At 60.2% G+C, this 19,794-nt stretch carries 18 protein-coding genes and 3 tRNA genes; 5 read left to right on the top strand and 16 right to left on the bottom strand.

Annotated features, from left to right (window positions below):
- Window positions 1-229 (top strand): hypothetical protein (locus tag AB1805_08570; GenBank protein ID MEW5745469.1); only part of this gene is annotated, 229 nt, incomplete at its 5' end.
- A gap of 314 nt (window positions 230-543) precedes the next feature.
- Here AB1805_08570 and AB1805_08565 read toward each other — a convergent pair.
- Both AB1805_08565 and AB1805_08560 read right to left on the bottom strand, forming a co-directional pair.
- Window positions 544-619, bottom strand: a tRNA-Glu gene (locus tag AB1805_08565).
- Between the two features lie 71 nt (window positions 620-690).
- Window positions 691-764: transfer RNA gene (locus tag AB1805_08560), tRNA-Gln, on the bottom strand.
- A gap of 256 nt (window positions 765-1,020) precedes the next feature.
- Between AB1805_08560 and AB1805_08555 the strand changes: the two genes are divergently transcribed.
- Window positions 1,021-3,120 carry an adenylate/guanylate cyclase domain-containing protein gene (locus AB1805_08555; protein MEW5745468.1) on the top strand — a complete coding sequence of 700 codons (2,100 nt, stop codon included), beginning with the start codon at window positions 1,021-1,023 and terminating at the stop codon, window positions 3,118-3,120.
- 144 nt (window positions 3,121-3,264) lie between these two features.
- Here the strand turns inward: AB1805_08555 and AB1805_08550 are convergent, their stop codons facing one another.
- Together AB1805_08550 and nifA are read right to left on the bottom strand one after the other, a co-directional pair.
- On the bottom strand, window positions 3,265-4,038 hold the full coding sequence (locus tag AB1805_08550; protein ID MEW5745467.1) for a ParA family protein: 774 nt from the start codon (window positions 4,036-4,038) through the stop codon (window positions 3,265-3,267).
- Between the two features lie 63 nt (window positions 4,039-4,101).
- A complete protein-coding gene (nifA, locus tag AB1805_08545) occupies window positions 4,102-5,658 on the bottom strand; it encodes a nif-specific transcriptional activator NifA (protein ID MEW5745466.1) in 1,557 nt (518 codons plus the stop codon).
- A gap of 127 nt (window positions 5,659-5,785) precedes the next feature.
- Between nifA and AB1805_08540 the strand changes: the two genes are divergently transcribed.
- Window positions 5,786-6,046 (top strand): SemiSWEET transporter, encoded by a 261-nt coding sequence (locus AB1805_08540; GenBank protein ID MEW5745465.1) that lies wholly within the window; start codon window positions 5,786-5,788, stop codon window positions 6,044-6,046.
- A gap of 45 nt (window positions 6,047-6,091) precedes the next feature.
- On the opposite strand, the gene AB1805_08535 is transcribed toward AB1805_08540, so the two are convergent.
- The 5 genes from AB1805_08535 to AB1805_08515 all read right to left on the bottom strand — a co-directional run bounded on the left by AB1805_08535 (window position 6,092) and on the right by AB1805_08515 (window position 9,074).
- The gene (locus tag AB1805_08535) at window positions 6,092-6,427 is read right to left on the bottom strand and encodes a DUF3147 domain-containing protein (GenBank protein ID MEW5745464.1); all 336 of its coding nucleotides are present in this window, start codon (window positions 6,425-6,427) and stop codon (window positions 6,092-6,094) included.
- Window positions 6,428-6,533: 106 nt separating this feature from the next.
- Window positions 6,534-7,175, bottom strand: coding sequence for a response regulator (locus AB1805_08530; GenBank protein ID MEW5745463.1), 642 nt, complete (start codon window positions 7,173-7,175; stop codon window positions 6,534-6,536).
- Window positions 7,176-7,431: 256 nt separating this feature from the next.
- Complete coding sequence (locus AB1805_08525; GenBank protein ID MEW5745462.1) at window positions 7,432-8,172, bottom strand: methyltransferase domain-containing protein; 741 nt, start codon at window positions 8,170-8,172, stop codon at window positions 7,432-7,434.
- A gap of 222 nt (window positions 8,173-8,394) precedes the next feature.
- Window positions 8,395-8,467 (bottom strand) — tRNA-Ala (locus tag AB1805_08520).
- Between the two features lie 64 nt (window positions 8,468-8,531).
- The gene (locus tag AB1805_08515; GenBank protein MEW5745461.1) at window positions 8,532-9,074 is read right to left on the bottom strand and encodes a class I SAM-dependent methyltransferase; all 543 of its coding nucleotides are present in this window, start codon (window positions 9,072-9,074) and stop codon (window positions 8,532-8,534) included.
- Between the two features lie 70 nt (window positions 9,075-9,144).
- Here AB1805_08515 and aroD point away from each other — a divergent pair, with 70 nt between their 5' ends.
- Entirely contained in the window at window positions 9,145-9,903 is a 759-nt protein-coding gene (aroD, locus tag AB1805_08510) for a type I 3-dehydroquinate dehydratase (GenBank protein ID MEW5745460.1), read from the top strand.
- Here aroD and AB1805_08505 read toward each other — a convergent pair.
- The 7 genes from AB1805_08505 to rpsO all read right to left on the bottom strand — a co-directional run bounded on the left by AB1805_08505 (window position 9,868) and on the right by rpsO (window position 18,797).
- Window positions 9,868-11,292 carry a pitrilysin family protein gene (locus AB1805_08505; GenBank protein MEW5745459.1) on the bottom strand — a complete coding sequence of 475 codons (1,425 nt, stop codon included), beginning with the start codon at window positions 11,290-11,292 and terminating at the stop codon, window positions 9,868-9,870. The genes aroD and AB1805_08505 overlap by 36 nt on opposite strands.
- On the bottom strand, window positions 11,289-12,641 hold the full coding sequence (locus tag AB1805_08500) for a pitrilysin family protein (GenBank protein MEW5745458.1): 1,353 nt from the start codon (window positions 12,639-12,641) through the stop codon (window positions 11,289-11,291). The genes AB1805_08505 and AB1805_08500 overlap by 4 nt, the downstream gene beginning before the upstream one ends.
- Before the next feature lie 100 nt (window positions 12,642-12,741).
- On the bottom strand, window positions 12,742-12,987 hold the full coding sequence (locus AB1805_08495) for a ferredoxin family protein (GenBank protein MEW5745457.1): 246 nt from the start codon (window positions 12,985-12,987) through the stop codon (window positions 12,742-12,744).
- A gap of 72 nt (window positions 12,988-13,059) precedes the next feature.
- On the bottom strand, window positions 13,060-14,820 hold the full coding sequence (locus AB1805_08490) for a DNA repair protein RecN (GenBank protein ID MEW5745456.1): 1,761 nt from the start codon (window positions 14,818-14,820) through the stop codon (window positions 13,060-13,062).
- Window positions 14,821-14,883: 63 nt separating this feature from the next.
- The gene (locus AB1805_08485) at window positions 14,884-16,131 is read right to left on the bottom strand and encodes a pitrilysin family protein (protein ID MEW5745455.1); all 1,248 of its coding nucleotides are present in this window, start codon (window positions 16,129-16,131) and stop codon (window positions 14,884-14,886) included.
- A 149-nt stretch (window positions 16,132-16,280) separates the two neighbouring features.
- On the bottom strand, window positions 16,281-18,470 hold the full coding sequence (gene pnp, locus AB1805_08480; protein MEW5745454.1) for a polyribonucleotide nucleotidyltransferase: 2,190 nt from the start codon (window positions 18,468-18,470) through the stop codon (window positions 16,281-16,283).
- 57 nt (window positions 18,471-18,527) lie between these two features.
- The gene (gene rpsO / locus AB1805_08475) at window positions 18,528-18,797 is read right to left on the bottom strand and encodes a 30S ribosomal protein S15 (protein MEW5745453.1); all 270 of its coding nucleotides are present in this window, start codon (window positions 18,795-18,797) and stop codon (window positions 18,528-18,530) included.
- Window positions 18,798-19,148: 351 nt separating this feature from the next.
- On the opposite strand from rpsO, the gene AB1805_08470 reads away from it, so the two are divergent.
- On the top strand, window positions 19,149-19,757 hold the full coding sequence (locus tag AB1805_08470; GenBank protein MEW5745452.1) for an XTP/dITP diphosphatase: 609 nt from the start codon (window positions 19,149-19,151) through the stop codon (window positions 19,755-19,757).
- The last annotated feature ends 37 nt before the right edge of the window (window positions 19,758-19,794 follow it).

The following is a 19,794-nucleotide window of genomic DNA, read 5'->3' as shown; positions in this document are numbered from 1 at the left end:
CTTTGCGCTCGGCTCTGCTATGCGCCCGAGCGCGACTGATAAAAAATCATTCTCCATCGTCAGTTGCCCAATCTTGGCGTGCAGCTCTTTTACGCTCGGACCGGTCTCCGTCTTCTTGTCGCTTGAACACTTCCTCTGCGTGCTCAAGCATCTGTTTCTTCCATTCCGTGATCTGGGTAGGATGCACCTGAAACCGCTCTGCCAGTTCAGAAAGCGTGCTGCCCCGTGATTCCTTCTCGGTCTTTTCCCCATTGCCGCTGCTCCTTTCTGTTCCCCTATTTTAGAGCAGCTTTATCACTTATGTCCCTGTCTATTTTTTCCAGACCAGCTCTCCCTTGGCCGGTCCTAGCAGGCAGAGAATTCTGTAGCATCTTTCAAATCACCCCTTTAGAGATCCCCGCCAATTCTATGAGGCTACTATGCTATAAGTAGTATGCAAAAAAACAACGACAAGGATATCGTGGACTCATTGAAGATAAAAACTATAGAGACGTTTTAGTTTTTATGGGGCCAAAACAGGGGGTGATCATAACTAATTGAAATTGGTGGTCCCAACGGGAGTCGAACCCGTGTTTTAGCCTTGAGAGGGCCACGTCCTAGGCCACTAGACGATGGGACCATTTGCGTTGTAGCGTCCAGCGTTGGGCGCTGTAGCGCTACAACTCGATAACGCTGAACGCATCCGCATGTTGGCTGGGGAGAGAGGATTCGAACCCCTATAAGCAGATCCAGAGTCTGCCGTCCTGCCATTGGACGACTCCCCAAAAGCCCCGAAACGGGCTAACCTTTTAAAATATATAATATTAGCAGATTAAGTCAATATCCACGGGCGATCCGCCGCCCTTTCGGGCGGGCGCTGCTCTCTCCATTATACCGTGTATGCTATAATCACACAAAGCCTTTCGTTGAAATTTCCCCGCCCGCGCAAGGGGGTATACAGGAGCGGGAACAGGAACTGCGAAGGGGAACGGTGGTGCAGTGCACAGCGGGATAAAAGAGCATACGGGCAGGGGACAGCCGGTGTCCGCAACGGACAAAAAGCTCATCGCGCTTGTCGTGATCGCTCTTTTGTCTTCGGCCGTGTCACTTCTCATCTATCTTTCAGGCATCCTCGATCCGCTCGAATTCAAGGCCTACGACCTCTTTTCCCGCCATCTTAGTCCTGAACGCGCCTCCGATGCCGTCGTCATTGTCGAGATCGACGGGAGGAGCATCGATATGCTGGCCGTGGACGGGGTGCGCTGGCCCTGGCCCCGGCAGCTCTTTGCCCCCCTTATCGATTACCTGTCCGAAGCCGATGCGGTATTCGTGGCGATGCCCTTCAACGAGCCGTCGCTCTACGGTCCGCAGGACGATCTGCTTTTTGCCGAGGCATGCAAACGGACGCTCAACGTCTATCTTCCTGTCTCGCTCCAGCGGCAGGTGCTCAGGCCGTCTGATGAGGAGTTCATCAGGAATATCGCCCTCAGGGTCCCCCCGATGGGCGCGGGACCGTTCAGCTCCGCGTTGACGCCTGCCGATCCGCTCAAGGATGCGGTGGTGGGCGCGGGCAACGGGACGGGCATTCCCGACAAGGACGGCATCTACCGCAGGTCGCCGCTCTTGTTCAGGCTCAATGACTATGTGGTCCCGCACTTCGTGCTGAGCTATCTCATACGGAAGGGGCAGGTGTCTGTTGATCGCAGCGGGATAGCAGTGAAAGGCGCGCGCCTCCCCCTCGATGAAGGAGCGCTGCTGCTGCGCCACTACCGGGGGAGCTGGCCCTTTACGGCGCTTCCCGCTGTCGAGGTGCTCCGGGCCTCCCTCGATCATGCTGCGGGAAAGTCTCCCGCGCTCTCGAAGGACCGCTTCAAAGGGAAGGCTGTCGTTATCGGTGTGACGGCCCCGGGCAGGTATGATGTCCGTCCGACACCGGTCTCCGTGCAGTCGCCCGAGGTGCTCTTCCACGCCACGCTCCTGGATGCGCTGCTTTCGGGCAGAGGCATGCGGCCTGCGGGAGCTGCTCCTGTCGTTATCCTGCTGGCCCTGGTATCTCTCTCCGCAGCACTGTCACTGAAGGGGCGCTACGCGCCGCTCAAGGTGGGAGGCATCGGCAGTATGCTTTTTGTCCTCATCGCCGCTCTCTCGGCGCTGCTCTTCAGCCAGGGGATATACCTCCACATCACTGCCCCGCTCGCCGGTATCGGCGCGAGCTTTTTGATGGCCGGGATCTATGGCGCCCTGACCGACGGAAGGGAGCGGCTCTTCGTCAAAAAGATCTTTTCCCAGCACATGAATGAGGAGCTCGCTGCCTATATCGTGCAGAATCCCTCCCTCGTAAAGCCCGGCGGAAGAAGACGGCAGGTCGTCGTCATGCTGGCGGATAGTATCGGGTTCCCCGCCATCGCCGAAAAGATACCTCCCGAGCGCGCAGCGCTCGTCCTGCACCGGGCGAGGAGCGCCGTTACCGAGGTGATCATACGGAACAGCGGGGTCGTCGACAAGTATGTAGGAGACAGCATCAGGGCGTTCTGGGGCGCGCCGCTCTACACTGCCCGGGACGAGACGAACGCCTGCCGTGCAGCGCTCCAGGCTGCGGCAGCGCTCGGAGAGGTGAGCCGGGCGCTCGAAGGCGAGGGCCTGCCCCGGCTTTCGCTGCGGACCGGTCTCCACTCCGGCGAGGCGCTCGTCGGGAATCTCGGGAGCGACCGGCTTTTCGATTATACGATCGTCGGCGATACGGTCGAGATTACGGCGCGCCTCGAATCGATCAACCGCGTTTTCGGGACCGCCGCCATTGTGAGCGAAGAGACGCTGCGCAAGACGGGGGATATCTTTGTCGCCCGTGAGCTGGGGCTCATCGAGGTGAAGGGGAGGCCGATGCCGCTGAAGATATTCGAGCTCGTTGCCGAGCGGACTGCCCTGCAGCCCGGGCAACTCGAGGTGGTCGCCGATTTCCACCAGGCGCTGGTGTTTTACCGGGAGCGCAGGTGGTATGCCGCAGCGCGCATGTTCCAGCTGATCCTCGATAAGCACCCCCAGGACGGCCCCTCGCGCTTCTACAAACGGCGCTGCGAGTATCTCATCGAAAATCCCCGCATCAGGGAGAATTGGGACATCGTCACGGCCGCCGAACAGTAGCGCTCCCGTTATCAGGGTCGCCCTTCATCCCCGTCTCTCGGAATGCCGATGGTGCAGGCGCAGACAAGAGCTTTCCATGCAACACCTCAGCACATGATACTATGCCTCGCTCGACTCTAAGCTGCATTATTTCGTTAGTGGCTCTTAGAACAGCAGGTTGTCGTCGTTGAGGATCTCTTTGGCGAGGGCGATATACCCCTGTGCGCCGGTGGAGTTCGGCGAGTAGAGGACCGCGGGCTTGCCGTGGCTCGGCGACTCGGCGAGGATGATGTTCCTCGGTATCACCGTATCGTAGACCTTCGTCTTGAAGACTCGCCGCACCTCGTCCGCCACCTGGCGCGAGAGGGCGATGTGGCGGTTGTACATGGTGAGGAGGATGCCTTCCAGGTCGAGGGATTCGTTGAAGCTGCCCCGGACCCGCCAGAGGAGCTTTATGAGCAGGCTCAATCCCTCTACTGCAAAATATTCGCACTGCACCGGGACGATGACCGACTCGGCAGCGACGAGGGCGTTGAGGGTGAGGAGGCCGAAGGAGGGAGGGCAGTCGATCAGGATATATTTGTAGCGTTCCTTTATCGGCTGGAGCGCGCGCTTGAGCAGCATCTCGCGCTCGCGCCGCTCGAGGAGCTCGAGGTCCGAGGCATAGAGGTCCATGGAGGTCGGCAGCAGGTGTAGGTTCGGGATGAGGGTGCTGACGATCGCCTCTTCCGGAGTGATCTTGCCGCAATAGACCTCGTAGAGGCCCGCTTTGGCCTGCTCCCGCTTGATGCCCAGTCCACCGGTCAGGTTCGCCTGGGGGTCGGAGTCGACGACGAGGATATTCACGTTGGCGAGGGCGAGGGAGGCTGAAAGGTTGAGGGCGGTCGTGGTCTTGCCGACGCCGCCTTTCTGGTTCGTTATGGCGATTATTCTGCCCACTGCACCTCTTGCACCCGGCCGCGTATCGCGAATGTCCCGGACGTAACGCTTCCCTCGCGACCGTTATTCGGGAAGCGGCGCCTCCCTGTCGGGGACCGCGCCCTGGATATCGTATTTTTTCATCTTGTAGCCTATCTGCCGGGGGGTGAGCCCGAGGATGCGCGCTGCCTTCGCCTGCACTCCTCCCGTCCGCTTGAGAGCGTCGAGGATGCGTGTCCTCTCGATATCCTCGATGGTCGAGGGAAGGGCATCGCGGAGCTGGGTCGCGTAGCGCGCCTTGATGATCTGGTCGCGGATATTCAGCGGCAGATCGGACGGGGAGATCGTCGGCCCCCCGGCCATCACCACGAGCCGCTCTATCGTGTTTTCGAGCTCCCGCACGTTGCCGGGCCACTCGTAGCCCATTAAGGTGGTAAGCACCTCGGGGCTCAAGGCGGCGGATTTGCGGTTGTCCTCGTTGTACTTTTTCAGGAAGAAATCGACGAGCAGCGGGATGTCCTCCGTGCGTTCCCGCAGCGCGGGGAGGAATATGGGCACCACGTTCAGGCGGTAGTAGAGGTCCTCTCTGAACGTGCCGTTCGCCACCAGCGCTTCGAGGTTCCTGCTCGTCGCGGCGATGAGCCGCACATCCACCCGTATCGTCTTCTCGCCGCCGACCCGTTCGAACTCCTTCTCCTGGAGCACGCGCAGTATCTTGGGCTGGAGCGTGAGCGGCAGGTCCCCGATTTCGTCGAGGAAAATGGTGCCGCTGCCGGCCAGCTCGAACCGGCCCTTTCTCATCGTCATGGCGCCGGTGAAGGCCCCCCGCTCGTGGCCGAAGAGCTCGCTCTCGAGCAGGCCTTCGGGGATGGAGGCGCAGTTGAACTTGATGAACGGCCCCTTCGCCCGGGGGCTCATATAGTGGACCGCCTTGGCCACCAGCTCTTTGCCGGTGCCGCTCTCGCCGCGCAGCAGCACGTTCGCCTTCGAAGGCGCTACTTTATGGACCGCTTCGTAGACCTCCTGCATCCGGTCGGAGTGGCCGATGATATTATCGACCTTGTAGCGCCCCCGCAGCTGCCGCGTGAGCTGTTCCTTCTCTTCGAGGAAGGCCTCCCGCTCCTTTTCGAGCTCCCGGTGGAGCTTTACCGACTGCCCGACGAGCGAGGCGATGATCTTCATCAGGCGCAGGTCCTCTTCGAAAGATATCCGCTGCGAGCCGAAGAGCCGGTCGACGCTGAGCACGCCGAGCACTTCGTTCTTGAACTTTATGGGAACGCAGAGGAAGGCGACATTCTCTTTCCTGATCATCTTCCGCGCGCCGGTCTTGTTGAGGAAGAAGGGCTCTTCGCCGATATTGGGAATGACGATGGGCGAGCCGTGCTTCGCCACCTGGCCGATGATGCCTTCGCCGAGCCTGTACCTGCCCCGCTTTATCTCTTCCTCGGACATGCCGTGGGCGGCGATGATCGATACCTCGTTGTCGTGACGGAGCGCGACGGTGCCGCGCTTCATATCGAGGTATTCGGCAAGCACCCTCATGACGCCCCGCAGGTTGGCCCTCAGGTTCAGGGAGGAGCCGAGGAGCTTGCTGATCTCGTAGAGGGCGGTGATCTCGACGGTCTTGTCGTAATTGGGCATACGGACAGTTTAATGAAAGCGCTACAAAAAGGTAAAGCTCCATGACGATATTGTTGGACGCCGCCGGTCTGTTTGGACCGGGGACAGCGCGGTCGCGTATAATGGAGAAGCGGAGAATGAGAGAGTGATGGAGAATAACTGCTACACGATCATAGGACTGTTCGCCGCCGCGCTGACCACGGCATCGTTCATCCCGCAGGTGGTCAAGACATGGAGGCTGAAGGAGACGAAGGACCTCTCGCTCTGGATGCTGCTCCTCTTCAGCGCCGGGGTGTTCCTGTGGCTGCTCTACGGCGTGCTGATCAGGGACCTGCCGGTGGTGCTCGCCAACCTGGTGACGTTCGTCCTCGTCCTGACGCTCATCGTCTTTAAGCTCAGATACCGATGAACGCTCCCCTGCCACCGGCTGCCCGGGCAGACGGCGGCACGGCAGCTAGGTGATAAGGCCGTAGCGGGAGAGCATGACGTACGAAATGATGATGAAGAGAAAGAGCCCGACGACGAGCGAGTAGAGGAACGTGATGCGCGGCGTCAGCACGATCACCGAAAGGATGTAGAACATCCACGGCAGCAGCATGACGACCAGCCCTTTCGCGTAGGAGATCACCGCTTCGGAGCCGGTGCTGGAGTAGATGAGCAGGAAGGTGCTCAGCGATGCCAGGGGAAGGGTGCTGATAAAGGCAGCCAGGAACCCGCGCGACGTGCTGGCGAGATAGGTGACGGTGCTCGTCACGGTCCCGCCGAGTAGAAAATAGAGTAAATACTTCATCGTACGACCTCAAAGAAATAATTATACTACAGCGGAGGGGGCTGATGCAAAGCACCCGTGCTTCTCTTATCGGCAGGAGCGCAGGGAAGTTTAACCGTCCGTGCGTTCAGATGAACTGGACGCCGTAACGGCAGGCGCTGCCGGTGTCATGGCATATCACCCAGCGGACGACCCCGGCGGCATGGCCTATGCCGGAGAGTCTCAGGATGCAGCCGCAGTCGAGGCGGCGGGAGGCCGCCATGCCGATCCCGCCGTCGCTGATATCGATAATGTCGGCTTGTACGGATGTCCACTGGGGGCTCACGAGAGGATCGATGACGCTGATCGCGCAGTCGTCTCCGGCAAGGAAGGGGGTGCGCCGGGACCGCCGCTTCTCTGTTGCAGGGCCTGCCGCCGCGAGCGCCTGCAGTACGAGCGCTTTGACCGGGGCGAGATCGAAGGGTTTGGTGAGAACGGCAAGGGAGTGCCGGTCGATGAATGCGCGTGCCTGGTCATCCGGCTCTCTCCCGCTCATGATGATCACTTTGGTCGTGGGAGAGCTCTCCCTGATGCGTCTTGCGATATCGATGCCGCTGCCGTCAGGGAGGTGGATATCGATGAGACAGAGGTCGAAGCGATGCGTATCGATCTCGCGGAGCGCGCTCTTTGCGCCGCCTGCGGTCGTCACCTCGCTGCAACTCACGCGGAGCACCTTGGCGAGCCCGTAGAGAATCAACGGCTCATCATCGACAATCAGAATGGAGCTCATGAGGTAACCCTTTTCCGTACTGTTACGAGAACAGTTGCTTCCTCTGACGAGAGGTCCATCGCTCCCGGTCGTTGCCCTGAATCTGCAAATATCATACCACAACCCCATTGCTTGCAAGGAATTCCCTGCTGCTCGCTGCGGATGCCCGGTCTTGCCGGAATCAGGACGCCTATCTCACGCCGCCTGCCGTGACCTCCCTGCCGGGCTGCTCCGTTTAATGACGGTTCGGCGACGGTTTGTTGACGGGTTCGCCGCCTCACTTCCTGGCGAGGAATACCGTCCTGCCGGTGGCGAGATGTCCCGGCATCTCCAGCTCCCTTCCGGCATCATACTGCTCGATTTCTTTGAAGCCCGCCCGTTCCAGTGCGGACGACACCTCTTCCGGCGAGTGGCACTTCTGGTAAAGGGTGACATCGGACCGCGTCCACTGCTCTTCCAGGAGAAACAGGGTGAGCCGGGTGGTGCCGATCTTTTCGGCGGGGTCGTAGCCGCCGCTGATGACGCAGACATTGTCATTCCCGACGATTGACGAGGACTTGTGCCACTGGGTCGTGAATGCCTCTTCCATATTCAGATCGAAGAGGAACGAGCCCCTCTTTCCCAGCGAGGCGAAGACATTCCTGAATACCATGCCCAGTTCCTCTGCGGTGAGGATGTGGTTCATACTGTCGAACATCGAGACAACGGCCTCGAAGGTCGATGATGTCCTGAAAGCACGCGCATCCGCCGTAATGAACTCGCTGCCGGGCATCCTCTGCCTTGCATAGGCGAGCATTGCTGCGGAGCCGTCGATCCCGGTCACCCTGAAGCCGCGGGATGCAAGCGTCTGCGCCAGATGTCCCGTGCCGCAGCAGAGATCGAGGATGCGGCTGCCCGGAGACAGGAGCGGAAACAGGAGTCTCTCGAGTATGAAGAGCGCCTGCTCGCGGAAATCGAAGTGCCTGTCGTAGAACCAGGCAAAAGGATTGTAGGCGTCACATCGCCCCGGAGCCATCATGCATCACCTCCGTCTCGAAGAGTACGATCACACCGTGCAGGGAAGGCGTTCGGCAGTATTCCCCGAGATGTCCTGCCTCCCCGCCACCTCATAGGATGATTGTAGGGCATTACCAGCTCTCATTCAACACAGCTGGCGCCACACGGAGATGACCAGGACGGACCGCATGAAGCATAAGGGACACGAGGGCTATACTTCACTGAATGATAAGGAGGGGGGAAATGGACGGTAGGGGATTCGAACCCCCGGCCCCCACGTTGCGAACGTGATGCTCTCCCAGCTGAGCTAACCGCCCATATCTTCTATAATAGCAAAACTCGGGAGATAAACTCCAAAGGCCCGGGCTTCTCGTGCAGGACCTAGTGCCCGCGCTGCTTCCTGAGCCGCACGAAGCGGGTAAAGGCGCCGTGGCGCTCGAGCTCTCTCGTGCAGCCCGCTTCCTCGAAGAGCCGGATCGTCCTCTCGAACGCCGCTCGCCGCACCTCGACGGTCGGCTCGTAGATCGAGACGACGCCTTCTGTCTTCAGGGAGTTGACGATGGTGACGGCGGCGGCGGGCTGGTCGCTCACCTCGTGGAAGACGTAGTAGAGCATCACGACGTCGGCAGGTTCCCGGTCGAAAGAGCAGGCCGCAATATCGCACCGGATGATCTCGACCTTGTCGCCGAACCGGCGCATCCTCTTGCTGAGCTTCCTGATCATCCCGGCCTGCAGCTCGACCGCATAGACCTTTTTCGCCCGCCCGGCGATCGCCTCGGTGAGAAAGCCGTTGCCGGCCCCGACCTCGAGCACCACCGATGCCGGCGTAACTGCCGACTCATCCAGGACCTTCTCCCTGTCGGTGAGGGCCTTCCGTATCGGGTTATAGAGGATAAAGGAAAGATATGAGGGACAGACCATCATGATGGCTTCAATTATAGCACGATCCCGCGTCCGAAAGGCCCCTTTACCCCTCTGCGGAGGAGCACGGGCGTTGTCTTTCGCTCTTGTGAGCCGGTATAATCTCGGCATGGAAAGAGCGTTCAGGGAGCGATCTATCGGCGCCGTCCCCCTCGGCGACCTGCCGCGCATTGCCGTCGCCCTGACGGATGCCGACGTGGAGGCAGTGGGCGCCGCTGCGGTCGCTCCTGCCGATCTCGTCGAGCTGCGGGTCGATATGTTCGGATCGATAGCGCCGGAACACCTGGCCGCAGTATTCAAGACCGCCCGTGCCAAGTTCGGCAAACCCCTCATCGCTACGGTACGCGATACCCGCGAGGGAGGGCAGCGGGAGATTCACGACCGGGTGAGCGTCTACCGCGGTATCCTGCCGCTCGCCGATGCAGCGGATGTGGAGATCAATGCCGCAGACGTGCTTATCAGGGTAAAAGAGCTCTGTCGTTCGGAAGGTAAACAACTCATCGGTTCCTCTCACCACTTCGACGCCACCCCGGATGAGGCGGCGCTCGATGCACTCGTGGAGAAGGGGAGGCGGCAGGGCGTGGACATCATCAAGATCGCTGCAATGGCGCAGGGAAAAGAAGATATGCTGCGGCTGCTGCTCTTCACGCTGAAGCACCGGGACGAGGGGATGATCACCATGTCGATGGGCGAGGCGGGTCTGCCGTCGCGGGTCCTCGGTTTTCTCTTCGGATCGCTGCTTACGTACGGTTACGTTACGAAACCCTCGGCGCCGGGCCAGCTCTCGATAGCCGAGCTAGCGGACCTCCTGGGGCGGCTGCGGCTGCGGTAGCTCGACCTGCTTCTGGTTGCCCACCACGACCAGCACATAGCGGTCGGGATGGAGAAACTTCTTCGCAACCCGCTGCACATCCTCTTTCGTCACGCTCTCGATGTAGTCGGGATACTTCTGTATGTAGTCGTCGCCTAAATTGTAGAACCGGGCTGCTGCCAGGAAGTCGGCGATCCTCCTGCTCGTCTCGAAGCGCCGCGGAAAGCTGCCGGTGAGATAGGCCTTCGCATCGCTCAGCTCCTGGTCCGTCACCTCGCCGGTCCGTATCTGCTCCATCTGGCGGACGATCTCGTCGATCACCGCTCCGGCGGAGGCGCTCTTCGTCTGGACCTCGACCTCGAACTGCCCCGGCTCCTTGTTGCCGATGAAGGAGCTGTTGATGCCGTAGGTCAGGCCCCGCTCATCCCTGACGACGCGCATCAGCCGGGAGGCGAACCCGCCGCCGCCGAGGATATAGTTCATCACCTGCACCGCATAGTAATCGGGATCGCTCCGGGCGATGCCGAGATGGCCGAGCACGATATTCGCCTGGGAAATGTCGCGGTCGATGGGCACGATACGCAAGCCCGCAGGCGCAAACGGCATCATTGACGGGGCGGTTCCGGCGTTCCCGTTGCCCGACACCTTCTGCGGGGCAGGGCAGGTCCTCTTCCATCCGGAAGGGCCGGCAAGGTATTTTCCGACCAGTGCGTTCAGCTCCTGCGGGGTGAGGTCGCCCACGACCGAGAGGATCGCGTTGTCCGGGCAGTAGTTGGCGCGGTAGAAGTCGAGCACGTCGTCCCGCTGTATGCGGCCTACGCTCTCGATGCTGCCCTCGACCAGCCTTCCGTAGGCGTGTGCTCCGAAGACCTCTTTGATAAAGGCCCGTCCTGCCACGAATGCGGGGTCTTCTTCCCGCTGCCGCAGCGCGCCGGTGATGAGCGCCTTCTTCCGGTTGAGCTCATCCTCGCGGAAGACGGGGTTCAGGAGAATGTCCGAGAAGAGCTCGAACCCCTTATCGACATCTTTTTTCAGCACCGAAAGGGATATGGTCGTAAAATCGTGCGTGGTCGATGCATCGAGGGAAGCGCCGAGGAACTCTATGTCCTCGCTGATCTTTGCTGCGCTCCGCTTGGCCGTTCCCTCGGTGAGCATCTTCGAGGTGAGGTAAGCGACCCCCGCCTTGTCCGCGGGCTCGCTCAGCGGAGAGGCCTTTACCAGGAGCGTCACCATGACCACGGGGATGTTATGCCGCTCGACCTGGAGCACCGGCAGGCCGTTGGGGGCCACTCGCTTGTCGACATCCAGGGAGAAGGCATGAGACGTGCCGCCGACAACCGGCGTGAAGATCAGCGCAGGCATCAGCAGGAGGAAGACCATATACCGTAAACAGGTGAAGCTCCGGTTCATTCCTTATCCTTTTTCTCCGGTTTCCCGGACTTTGCGGGCAGCAGGATGCCCACCGTTTTATTGGCTGCGCCGAAGTACTTCCTGGCAACGGCCTGCACCTCGGCAGCGGTTACCTTCCTGATGCCCTCGAGGTAGGTGTCCATGAGCCGCCATCCGCCGAGCATCTCGAACATGCCGGTGTTCATGGCCTTCGAATAGTTCGAGTCCTGGGCAAAGACGAAGGAGGCCTCGATCTGGTTTTTCGCTTTCTGGATCTCCCTCTCCGACGGCGGCTCCTTGATGATGCCGTTCATCTCCTGGTACAGCGCCTTCTCGATCTCCTCGATATCCTGCCCCGGCGCGGCATTGGCGCCGAGGATGAAGAGGAACGGGTCCCTGTAGAAGCTGCTGTAGTCGGCAAAGGCGCTGATCGCCATCCGCTTCTCGTAGACGAGGCTCCGGTAGAGGCGGGAGCTCTTGCCGCCCGAAAGAACGGTCGAGAGCACATCGAGGGCGTAGTTGTCCTCATGGGGAAAGGGCGGCACATGATAGCCGATGAGGATATAGGGGAGCTCCGCCGTCTCTTTTCTCAGGTAGATGCGCTTCTCGGCCTGCTGCTGCGGCTCTCTGGTCGGCACAGCGTGGAGCTTGTTCTCGACAGGGGGGATGCTGCCGAAATGCTTCTCGATCAGGGGGAGTATCTTCTCGGGATAGACATCCCCGGCTATCACGATAACGGCGTTGCCCGGCGAGTAGTACCTGCGGTAATAGTCGGCGAGGTGCTCCCGCTCTATCGAGGCGATGTCCGACATCCACCCGATAACGGGCCAGCGGTAGGGATGCGCGGTAAAGGCGGTGGCGATGAGCTCCTCGTAGAGGAGGTTCTGCGGGTCGTCCTCGTAGCGCATGCGCCGCTCTTCCATGACGACGTTTCTCTCCGCGATCACCTCTTTGGGGTCGAGCAGCAGGTTCCGCATCCGGTCGGCCTCGAGCTCGATCGAGATGCCGATCCTGTCGGAAGCGAGCGACTGGAAGTACGTGGTATGTTCCTTGGTCGTAAAGGCGTTGTCGGTGCCGCCGTTGCGCTGGATGATAGTGGAGAACTGCTTCGAGCCGTACGCCGGCGTTCCCTTGAACATCATATGCTCGAGGAGATGGCTCATCCCGGTCTTGCCGACAGGCTCGTTGCGCGAGCCGACCCGGTACCATATCTGGAACGTCGCCAGCGGGGCCTTGTGGTCCTCGACGATCAGGACCTTCATCCCGTTCTCGAGGACGAATTCCTTGGTAGCCGCCGTAAGGGATGCCGCATGGACCAGAGCAGGAATGAAGAGGGAAATAACGAGTACAAAAGAAAACAAACGTCGCATTTGCTAATCATACCAAAAAAGGTAAGCACATGCAAACGGAGGCAACCAGTGGTAAGCGGAAGAGACGGCTGAAGGAGGCTCAGTGCTTGGCAGTTCGGCGTCAGGATATGTCTTCCTGCCAGACCTCTATCGCGATCTCGGGGCACACCTGGGCGCAGACGGCGCAGCCGGTGCATTGCTCGGGATGAAGGACATGGGCGGGAAAGTATCCCATCGCGTTGAATCGCTTTTCGATCCCGATCGAGCGGGTGGGGCAGGCTTCGACGCAGTAGGCGCATCCCTTGCAGAGCTCCCTGTTGATGGCGATAGCGCCTTTACGCCGCAGTGTTGCGCCTCGTGTCTTCACGCTTGCCAGTCCCCTCCTTGCCGCTGCCGGAATATCCCGCACGGGCGACTGCCGGCGCTTCCGGCAGTCGGCTCATTCTACTGCCCGGCTCTTTTCTTTGTCAATGCCGAGGAGCTCGCCGGCATGCTTGAGGGAGCCCTCGGTAATGCTGCCGCTCAGCATACGGGCGATCTCGTTCTGGCGCTCCCTGCCGGCTACCGGGGAGGCGACGACGACCGTCTTTTCTCCCTTGATGAGCTTTTCGACCCTGAGATGGGAATCGGCCAGTGCGGCGATCTGCGGCAGATGCGTGATGCAGAAGACCTGGTAATCCGACGCGAGGTCCTTCAGCCGCCTCCCCACATGCTGGGCCGTAGCGCCGCCGATGCCCGCATCGACCTCGTCGAAAATGAGCGTAACCGGAGAGGATTCGGCCTCCGCATGACGCGCCGCCGCGGCAGCGCGTCGCCGCGGTGGTCTCTCCGTGTCTCCGTTTCCCCGTGTCCCCGCGTCATTTCTGATCTCTATGCACTTCAGGGCGAGCATGATGCGCGAGAGTTCCCCTCCCGAGGCGACCTTTATCAACGGCCTCGGGGGTTCGCCGGGATTCGCCGAGAAGAGGAACTCCACCTCGTCACCGCCGGTAGCGGTAACCGTCTCCCGCGTCTTCACCTCTACGGCAAACGCGGCTTTCCGGAAGCCGAGTTCTCTCAGCTCCTGCATGACGAGAGACTCCATCCTCTTCGCCGCAGCCCGCCGTTTTTTGGAAAGGGTTTCAGCCTGCGCCGCTAGCGCGCTCTCCTTGGCGGCGAGCTCCTGCTCGAGCCCTTCGAGCTGCTCATCGATATGCTCGAGCGTCCTCAGTTCCGAGGCGGCGCTGCCCCGGTAAGCGACGATCGCTTCGACGCCCTCCCCGTACTTCCTTTCGAGGCGCTTGATCAGCTCCAGCCGTTCGTCGAGCTCCGAGAGCCTGCCGGGATCGATATCGTATCTATCCTTGAAGCGCCGCAACTGGAGCGCGGCATCCTCGACAAGGGGAAGCGCGGATTCGAGCGCAGCCAGGAGCTCTCCGGCTGCAGCGTCGATCTGGGACATCTCCCTTACCCGTTCGACAACAGCGGCGAGCTTCTCCAGGGCGGACCCTTCCGCCTCGTAGAGCCCTGCATAGGCCGCCTCCGACGACTCTTTCAGCCTGCTCAGATTGAGCAGAATCGAGCGCTCCTCTTCTATGGCGGCGCGCTCTCCCTCTTTAAGGCCGGCGGCATCGATCTCGCCGATCTGGAACCTCAGAAACTCGATTCTCTGGCCCCGCTCCCGGATGCGGGCCTTCATATCGGTCATGGTCGCTTTTATCTGCATTGCGTCGCGGTAGAGCGCGGAAAAGGCCGAGACCTCATCACCGAGCTCTCCATAGGCGTCGAGAAAGGAGCAGTGGCTCTCCTTTTTGAGGAGCCCCTGGTGCTCGTGCTGCCCGTGGATATCGATAAGGCTGCTCCCTACCGCGGCGAGCGTCTGGAGGCTCACGGTGGTGTCGTTAATGTAGGCTCTGCCTTTCCCCTGCGCGGCAATGCTCCTCCGGAGCACGATCCCGTCTTCATGGTCGATCGAGAGCTCTTCGAGCAGCGGGTGGCGGCCGGGAACGGCGAGCGTAAAGGAGGCTTCGATCTGCGCTTCCTTTTTACCGGTCTTGATCAGGTCCTGCGAGGCTTTGCTGCCGAGGAGAAGGCCGATGGCATCGACGATAATGGATTTCCCTGCGCCTGTTTCGCCCGTGAGGATAGTGAGCCCTGTTCCGAAGTCGACGGTCAGCGCGTCGATGATCGTGAAGTTGGTAATGCGTAATTCCTTCAGCATCGTGTGTACTGTTTCGGCAGAGCCCTGCCGAGCGGTGCGTACGGGGCGCTCCTCACCGCCGCGCTACGCCAGGACGTTCGAGAACTCCTCCTCTTTGACGGGCCCGAGTACGGCGAGGCTTATCTTGTCCTCGTTGACGAGGCGGTAGGAGAGCTCCTTCACCTGCTTCATCGTCACCGACTCGATGTCTCTCATTATCTCATTTTGCGTGAAGTACCGTCCATAATAGATCTCCTGGCGGGCGATCGCCTGCATCCGGTTGCTCGTCGATTCGAGTCCGAGCACGATGTTGCCCTTCAACTGGTCTTTCGCCCTCCGTATCTCGGTGTCGGTGATCGTGTCGCAAAGCCCCCTCATCTCCTTGACGATGAGCTCCGTCACCAGGGCTGCCTTCTTTTTGCCGGTCCCGGCGTAGACCGCCCAGAAGCCGGTGTCGAAGTAGGAGGAGACGAAGGAGTAGATCGAATAGGCGTACCCTTTCTTCTCCCGGATCTCCTGGAAGAGCCGGGAGCTGACGCTCGATCCGAGGATGGAGTTCAGGATGCTGATGACATAGCGCTCGCTGCTCGAGAAGGGGATGCCCTCGACCCCGAGGCAGATATGCGTCTCGGAGAGGTCCTTGGGAATCACCGCGATGCTGCTCTTGAAGGCCGGCGGGGAGAAGAGCTTCGGCGCCGAGCCCCTCCGGAGCGAGCCGAGATGGTGATTCAGGAGGTTGAGCACGAGGTCGGGCTCGAAATTGCCGGCGCAGGCGATGACCGTATCGGCGGTGCCGTAATACTTCCGTACATGGCCCAGGAGGTCTTCGCGGCTGAAGGTCTTTATCGTCTCGCGCCTGCCCAGCACCGGCCTGCCGAGCCCCGTGTCGCCCCATATTGCCTGGCTGAAGATGTCGTGGATATAATCATCGGGGGTGTCCTCGACGAGCTTGATCTCTTCTTTGATGACCCCCCGCTCCTTCTCGATCTCGTCCTCGGGGAAGGTGGAATGGAGAAAGACGTCGGAGAGCAGCTCTATCCCCTTATCGATATATTCGTCGAGGACTTTGGCGTAGAAGGCGGTGTTTTCCCGCGAGGTGAAGGCGTTGAGGTCGCCGCCGAGGGAGTCGATATCGATGGCGATGTCGGCGGGGGCGCGCTTCTTCGTTCCCTTGAAGAACATGTGCTCCAGGAAATGGGAGATGCCGTTCTTCTCCGGCGTCTCGTGGCGGGAGCCGACCTTTACCCATATCCCCACGATGACGGAGCGGAAGTTTTTCAGCTGCTCCATGACCACGGGAATGCCGTTATCGAGATATCGTTTTGTAAACATAGTAAGGATCAGGAAATGCTCTTCACAAAGACGTGACTAAAGATAAGCTGACTATAACTTACCGGAAGTAACGGGCAGATAGCAAGGGGGCGGCGCCCCCCATCGCTAACCGTTGCTTCCCGGGTCTGCAAGAAGGCTGCAGCAGGACATCAGTGCCGCGGCTCTTTTCTGTCGTGGCGCTGTCTCTCGGAGGAGCGCTCTTCGCCTCCGTCGGCGTCTCTTCCTCCGCCCTGTTCCTGGCGCATCGCTTCTTTCCTGCTCAGGCGGACCCTGCCCTGGTTGTCGATCTCGATGACCTTGACCAGGACCTCGTCGCCCATGTTCAGCTCGTCGGTCACCTTCGCGATGCGGCGGTCCGCGATCTGCGAGATATGCAGCAGGCCGTCGACGCCGGGAAGGATCTCGACGAAGGCGCCGAAGTCCGCGATCCGGACGACTTTGCCCTTATAGATCTTGTTCAGCTCGGCCTCGGCAATGATGCCGTTGATGATATCGATCGCCTTCCTGGCGGACTCCTCGTCGGCAGAGGCGATGTTGATGACGCCGCTGTCGTCGATATCGATCTTGACGCCGGTCTGCTCGATGATGCCGCGGATCACCTTTCCTCCGGTGCCGATCACCTCGCGTATCTTCTCCTGCTTGATCTGCATGGTGTAAATGCGCGGTGCAAAGGGCGAGAGGTTCTCCCGCGGGGTCCCGAGGGTCTCCTTCATCCTGCCCAGGATATGCAGCCTGCCCTTGCGGGCCTGCTCGAGGGCGGTCTGGAGGATGCCGGTGCTGACGCCGCTGATCTTGACATCCATCTGGAACGCGGTGATGCCTTTCTCGGTGCCGGCGACCTTGAAGTCCATATCCCCGAGGTGGTCTTCGAGGCCGAGGATGTCGGTGAGCACGACGACCTGCTCCTCCTCCTTGATGAGCCCCATGGCGATGCCGGCAACGGGCGACGTGATCGGAACGCCCGCATCCATGAGCGACATGGTGGCGCCGCAGACCGTCGCCATCGAGGACGAGCCGTTCGACTCGAGGACATCGGAGACGATGCGTATGGTGTACGGGAAGACCTCTTTGGAGGGGATGACATACTTCAGCGCCCGCTCCGCGAGGGCCCCGTGTCCTATCTCTCTTCTTCCCGGCGAGCGGAGCGGCTTTACTTCGCCCACGCTGAAGGGCGGGAAGTTGTAATGGAGCATGAAGGTTTTATACGTTTCCCCTTCGAGCAGATCGATCTTCTGCTCGTCATCGGCGGTGCCGAGGGTGGTCGCTACCAGCGCCTGGGTCTCTCCCCGGGTGAAGAGCGCGGAACCGTGCGCCCGCGGAAGGAACCCGACGTTGCAGGTGATCGCCCGTATCTCGTCCGGCTTCCTGTTGTCCGCACGGACGCCCTCGCGAAGGATCATGTCCCTGACGATCTCCTGCTCGTAATCGTCGAAGGCGTTCGCGATTTCGCGGGTAAGGTCTTTCTCGGCGCTGCCGAAGAACTTCTCTCCGTTCTCCGGGGTGTTGAGGTGTTTCACCGCTCCCTCGAGGACGAGGTTCAGCGCCTCCTGGCGCTGCTGTTTCCCTTTGATGCGGATGGACTCGTTCAGCGGGGCTGCGACGAACGCCCGCACCGCGTCTCTGAGGGGTATGTTCTCTTCGACCGGCGCGACCGGGCGCTTCTCTTTGCCGATGAGGGCGCGCAGCTCGTTCTGTACGGCGACGATCCGCTTGATCTCGGCGTGGGCGAACTCGATCGCTGCGAGGAGCTCCGTCTCGGAGACCTCGGCGCCGCCTCCTTCGACCATGATGACGGCGTCGGCGGTGCCCGCTACCACGAGATTGAGCTCGAGGCTCTCGAGCTCAGCGAGGTCGGGATTGACGATCAGGCTGCCGCCGATCCTGCCGACCCGCACTGCTCCGACCGGGCCGCCGAAGGGGATATCCGATATATGTACAGCGGCAGACATGCCGATGATGCCCATGATGTCTGCTGCATTCTCGCTCCCGTACGACAGTACCGAAACGATCCCCTGGGTCTCTGAATAAAACCCCTTGGGGAAGAGCGGCCGCATGGGGCGGTCGATGAGCCGGGAGGTCAGGACCTCTTTTTCAGAGGGCTTCCCCTCTCTCTTGAAGAAGCCGCCCGGTATCTTGCCGGCTGCGTAGGTTTTTTCCTGGTAGTCGATCGTGAGGGGGAAGAAATCCAGGCCTTCCTTTACCCTCTTGTCTGCAACGGCGGTGGCGAGGACGACCGTGTCGCCGTAGCGAACGACGACCGCTCCGCCCGACTGCCGCGCCATCTGCCCGGTCTCGAAAATCAACCGCTTCCCTTTAATCTCAAGTTCTACAGTGGTCATGAACGTCTCTTTCTTTCTCCTTAGGTTTGAATTTTCAGGTTCCGTATCCGGGGTGGATTATTTTCTGAGTCCGAGCCTTTCGATCAGCTTGTCGTAGCGGCTCTTATCGGTTGTCTTGAGATAGGTGAGGAGCTTTTTCCTCTGCGCGACAAGTTTCAGGAGCCCACGGCGCGAGTGATGATCTTTATTGTGGGTTTTAAAGTGGTCGGTGAGGTAGGCGATTCTTTCGGTCAGGATCGCCACCTGGACCTCAGGTGATCCCGTATCATGGTCATGGACCTTATACGATTCGATGATCTCCTTTTTCTTTCCCGTAGCAAGCGACATGTACTTCACCACCTTTCATGCTTGGTTTCTGCTGCTCAACGAACATCGGAGCGCTCGTTCCTCAGTGCTTCTCGTTCTCTCACTGCCGGATACTGCGAAAAAATATTTGGTCTTAATAGGTTAGCATATAATCGCGCCCTCTGTAAAGGCTTCGTTTGTTCCGGGTGCGGCGCTTCCGCGAAAGCATGAGAAATTTTTATACCGGCAAAAGGTTATTGAAAGTGTGGCGCCGTGGTGATAAGCTTTTTACATTCGCCGTTTTTTTCACCTTCGTGCCGCTATCGGCAGCTTGCTCGTATGTTCTCGCGAAGGCGCACCGCACGATTAACCGCAGGGGAGCGGAAGCAGGCAATGGATATCGTTCTGGCAACGCGCAACAGGAAGAAGGCGGAAGAGCTTCGGAGGATTCTCGACGGCCTCGGGGTTACTATCCTGACGGTCGCCGATTTCCCCTCCTGCCCCGAGGTCGTCGAGGATAGCGATACCTTCGAGGGCAACGCGGTTAAAAAGGCCGTAGCCGCTGCCGGGTGTACCAACCTGCCGGCGCTTGCCGACGATTCGGGGCTCGAAGTGGATGCGCTGAACGGGGCGCCGGGGGTCCGGTCGGCGAGGTACGCGGGAGAGGGCGCCGACGACGCGGCGAACACCGCAAAGCTGCTGCAGGAGCTCGAGAGCGTGCCGGAGGGAGCGCGGGGGGCCCGGTTCGTCTGCTGCATAGCGCTGGCGCTTCCCGATGCGCCGCAGCACAAGGCAAGGGTCGTCACCTTTACCGGCGCCGCAGAGGGCCGCATCGGCAGAGAGGCGAAGGGCGGCAGGGGCTTCGGCTACGACCCGATCTTCTATCCCCGGGGGGAAGAGCGCACCTTTGCTGAAATGAGCTCCGAAGAAAAGGACGCCCTGAGCCACCGGCGGAAGGCGCTGGATCAACTCAAAACCTTTTTAAAAGAAATCGTTATATAAAATATAAGGAATTTTAATGTACTGATTATAATTTTAA

The sequence above is a fragment of the Nitrospirota bacterium genome, assembly GCA_040752355.1.
GTDB lineage: Bacteria > Nitrospirota > Thermodesulfovibrionia > Thermodesulfovibrionales > Dissulfurispiraceae > JBFMCP01.
The sequence above is the reverse complement of the archived record's forward strand: the minus strand, read 5'-3'. Positions and strand labels throughout refer to the sequence as shown.

Bases quoted from the DNA above. Each gene is read 5' to 3' on its own strand.
- AB1805_08515 (MEW5745461.1), bottom strand. From the start codon at position 9,074: ATGATGGTCTGTCCCTCATATCTTTCCTTTATCCTCTATAACCCGATA.
- rpsO (MEW5745453.1), bottom strand. From the start codon at position 18,797: ATGTCGCTTGCTACGGGAAAGAAAAAGGAGATCATCGAATCGTATAAG.
- pnp (MEW5745454.1), bottom strand. From the start codon at position 18,470: ATGACCACTGTAGAACTTGAGATTAAAGGGAAGCGGTTGATTTTCGAG.
- AB1805_08535 (MEW5745464.1), bottom strand. From the start codon at position 6,427: ATGAAGTATTTACTCTATTTTCTACTCGGCGGGACCGTGACGAGCACC.
- AB1805_08505 (MEW5745459.1), bottom strand. From the start codon at position 11,292: ATGAACCGGAGCTTCACCTGTTTACGGTATATGGTCTTCCTCCTGCTG.
- AB1805_08470 (MEW5745452.1), top strand. From the start codon at position 19,149: ATGGATATCGTTCTGGCAACGCGCAACAGGAAGAAGGCGGAAGAGCTT.
- AB1805_08490 (MEW5745456.1), bottom strand. From the start codon at position 14,820: ATGCTGAAGGAATTACGCATTACCAACTTCACGATCATCGACGCGCTG.
- nifA (MEW5745466.1), bottom strand. From the start codon at position 5,658: ATGCCCAATTACGACAAGACCGTCGAGATCACCGCCCTCTACGAGATC.
- AB1805_08485 (MEW5745455.1), bottom strand. From the start codon at position 16,131: ATGTTTACAAAACGATATCTCGATAACGGCATTCCCGTGGTCATGGAG.
- AB1805_08525 (MEW5745462.1), bottom strand. From the start codon at position 8,172: ATGATGGCTCCGGGGCGATGTGACGCCTACAATCCTTTTGCCTGGTTC.
- AB1805_08530 (MEW5745463.1), bottom strand. From the start codon at position 7,175: ATGAGCTCCATTCTGATTGTCGATGATGAGCCGTTGATTCTCTACGGG.
- AB1805_08540 (MEW5745465.1), top strand. From the start codon at position 5,786: ATGGAGAATAACTGCTACACGATCATAGGACTGTTCGCCGCCGCGCTG.
- AB1805_08500 (MEW5745458.1), bottom strand. From the start codon at position 12,641: ATGCGACGTTTGTTTTCTTTTGTACTCGTTATTTCCCTCTTCATTCCT.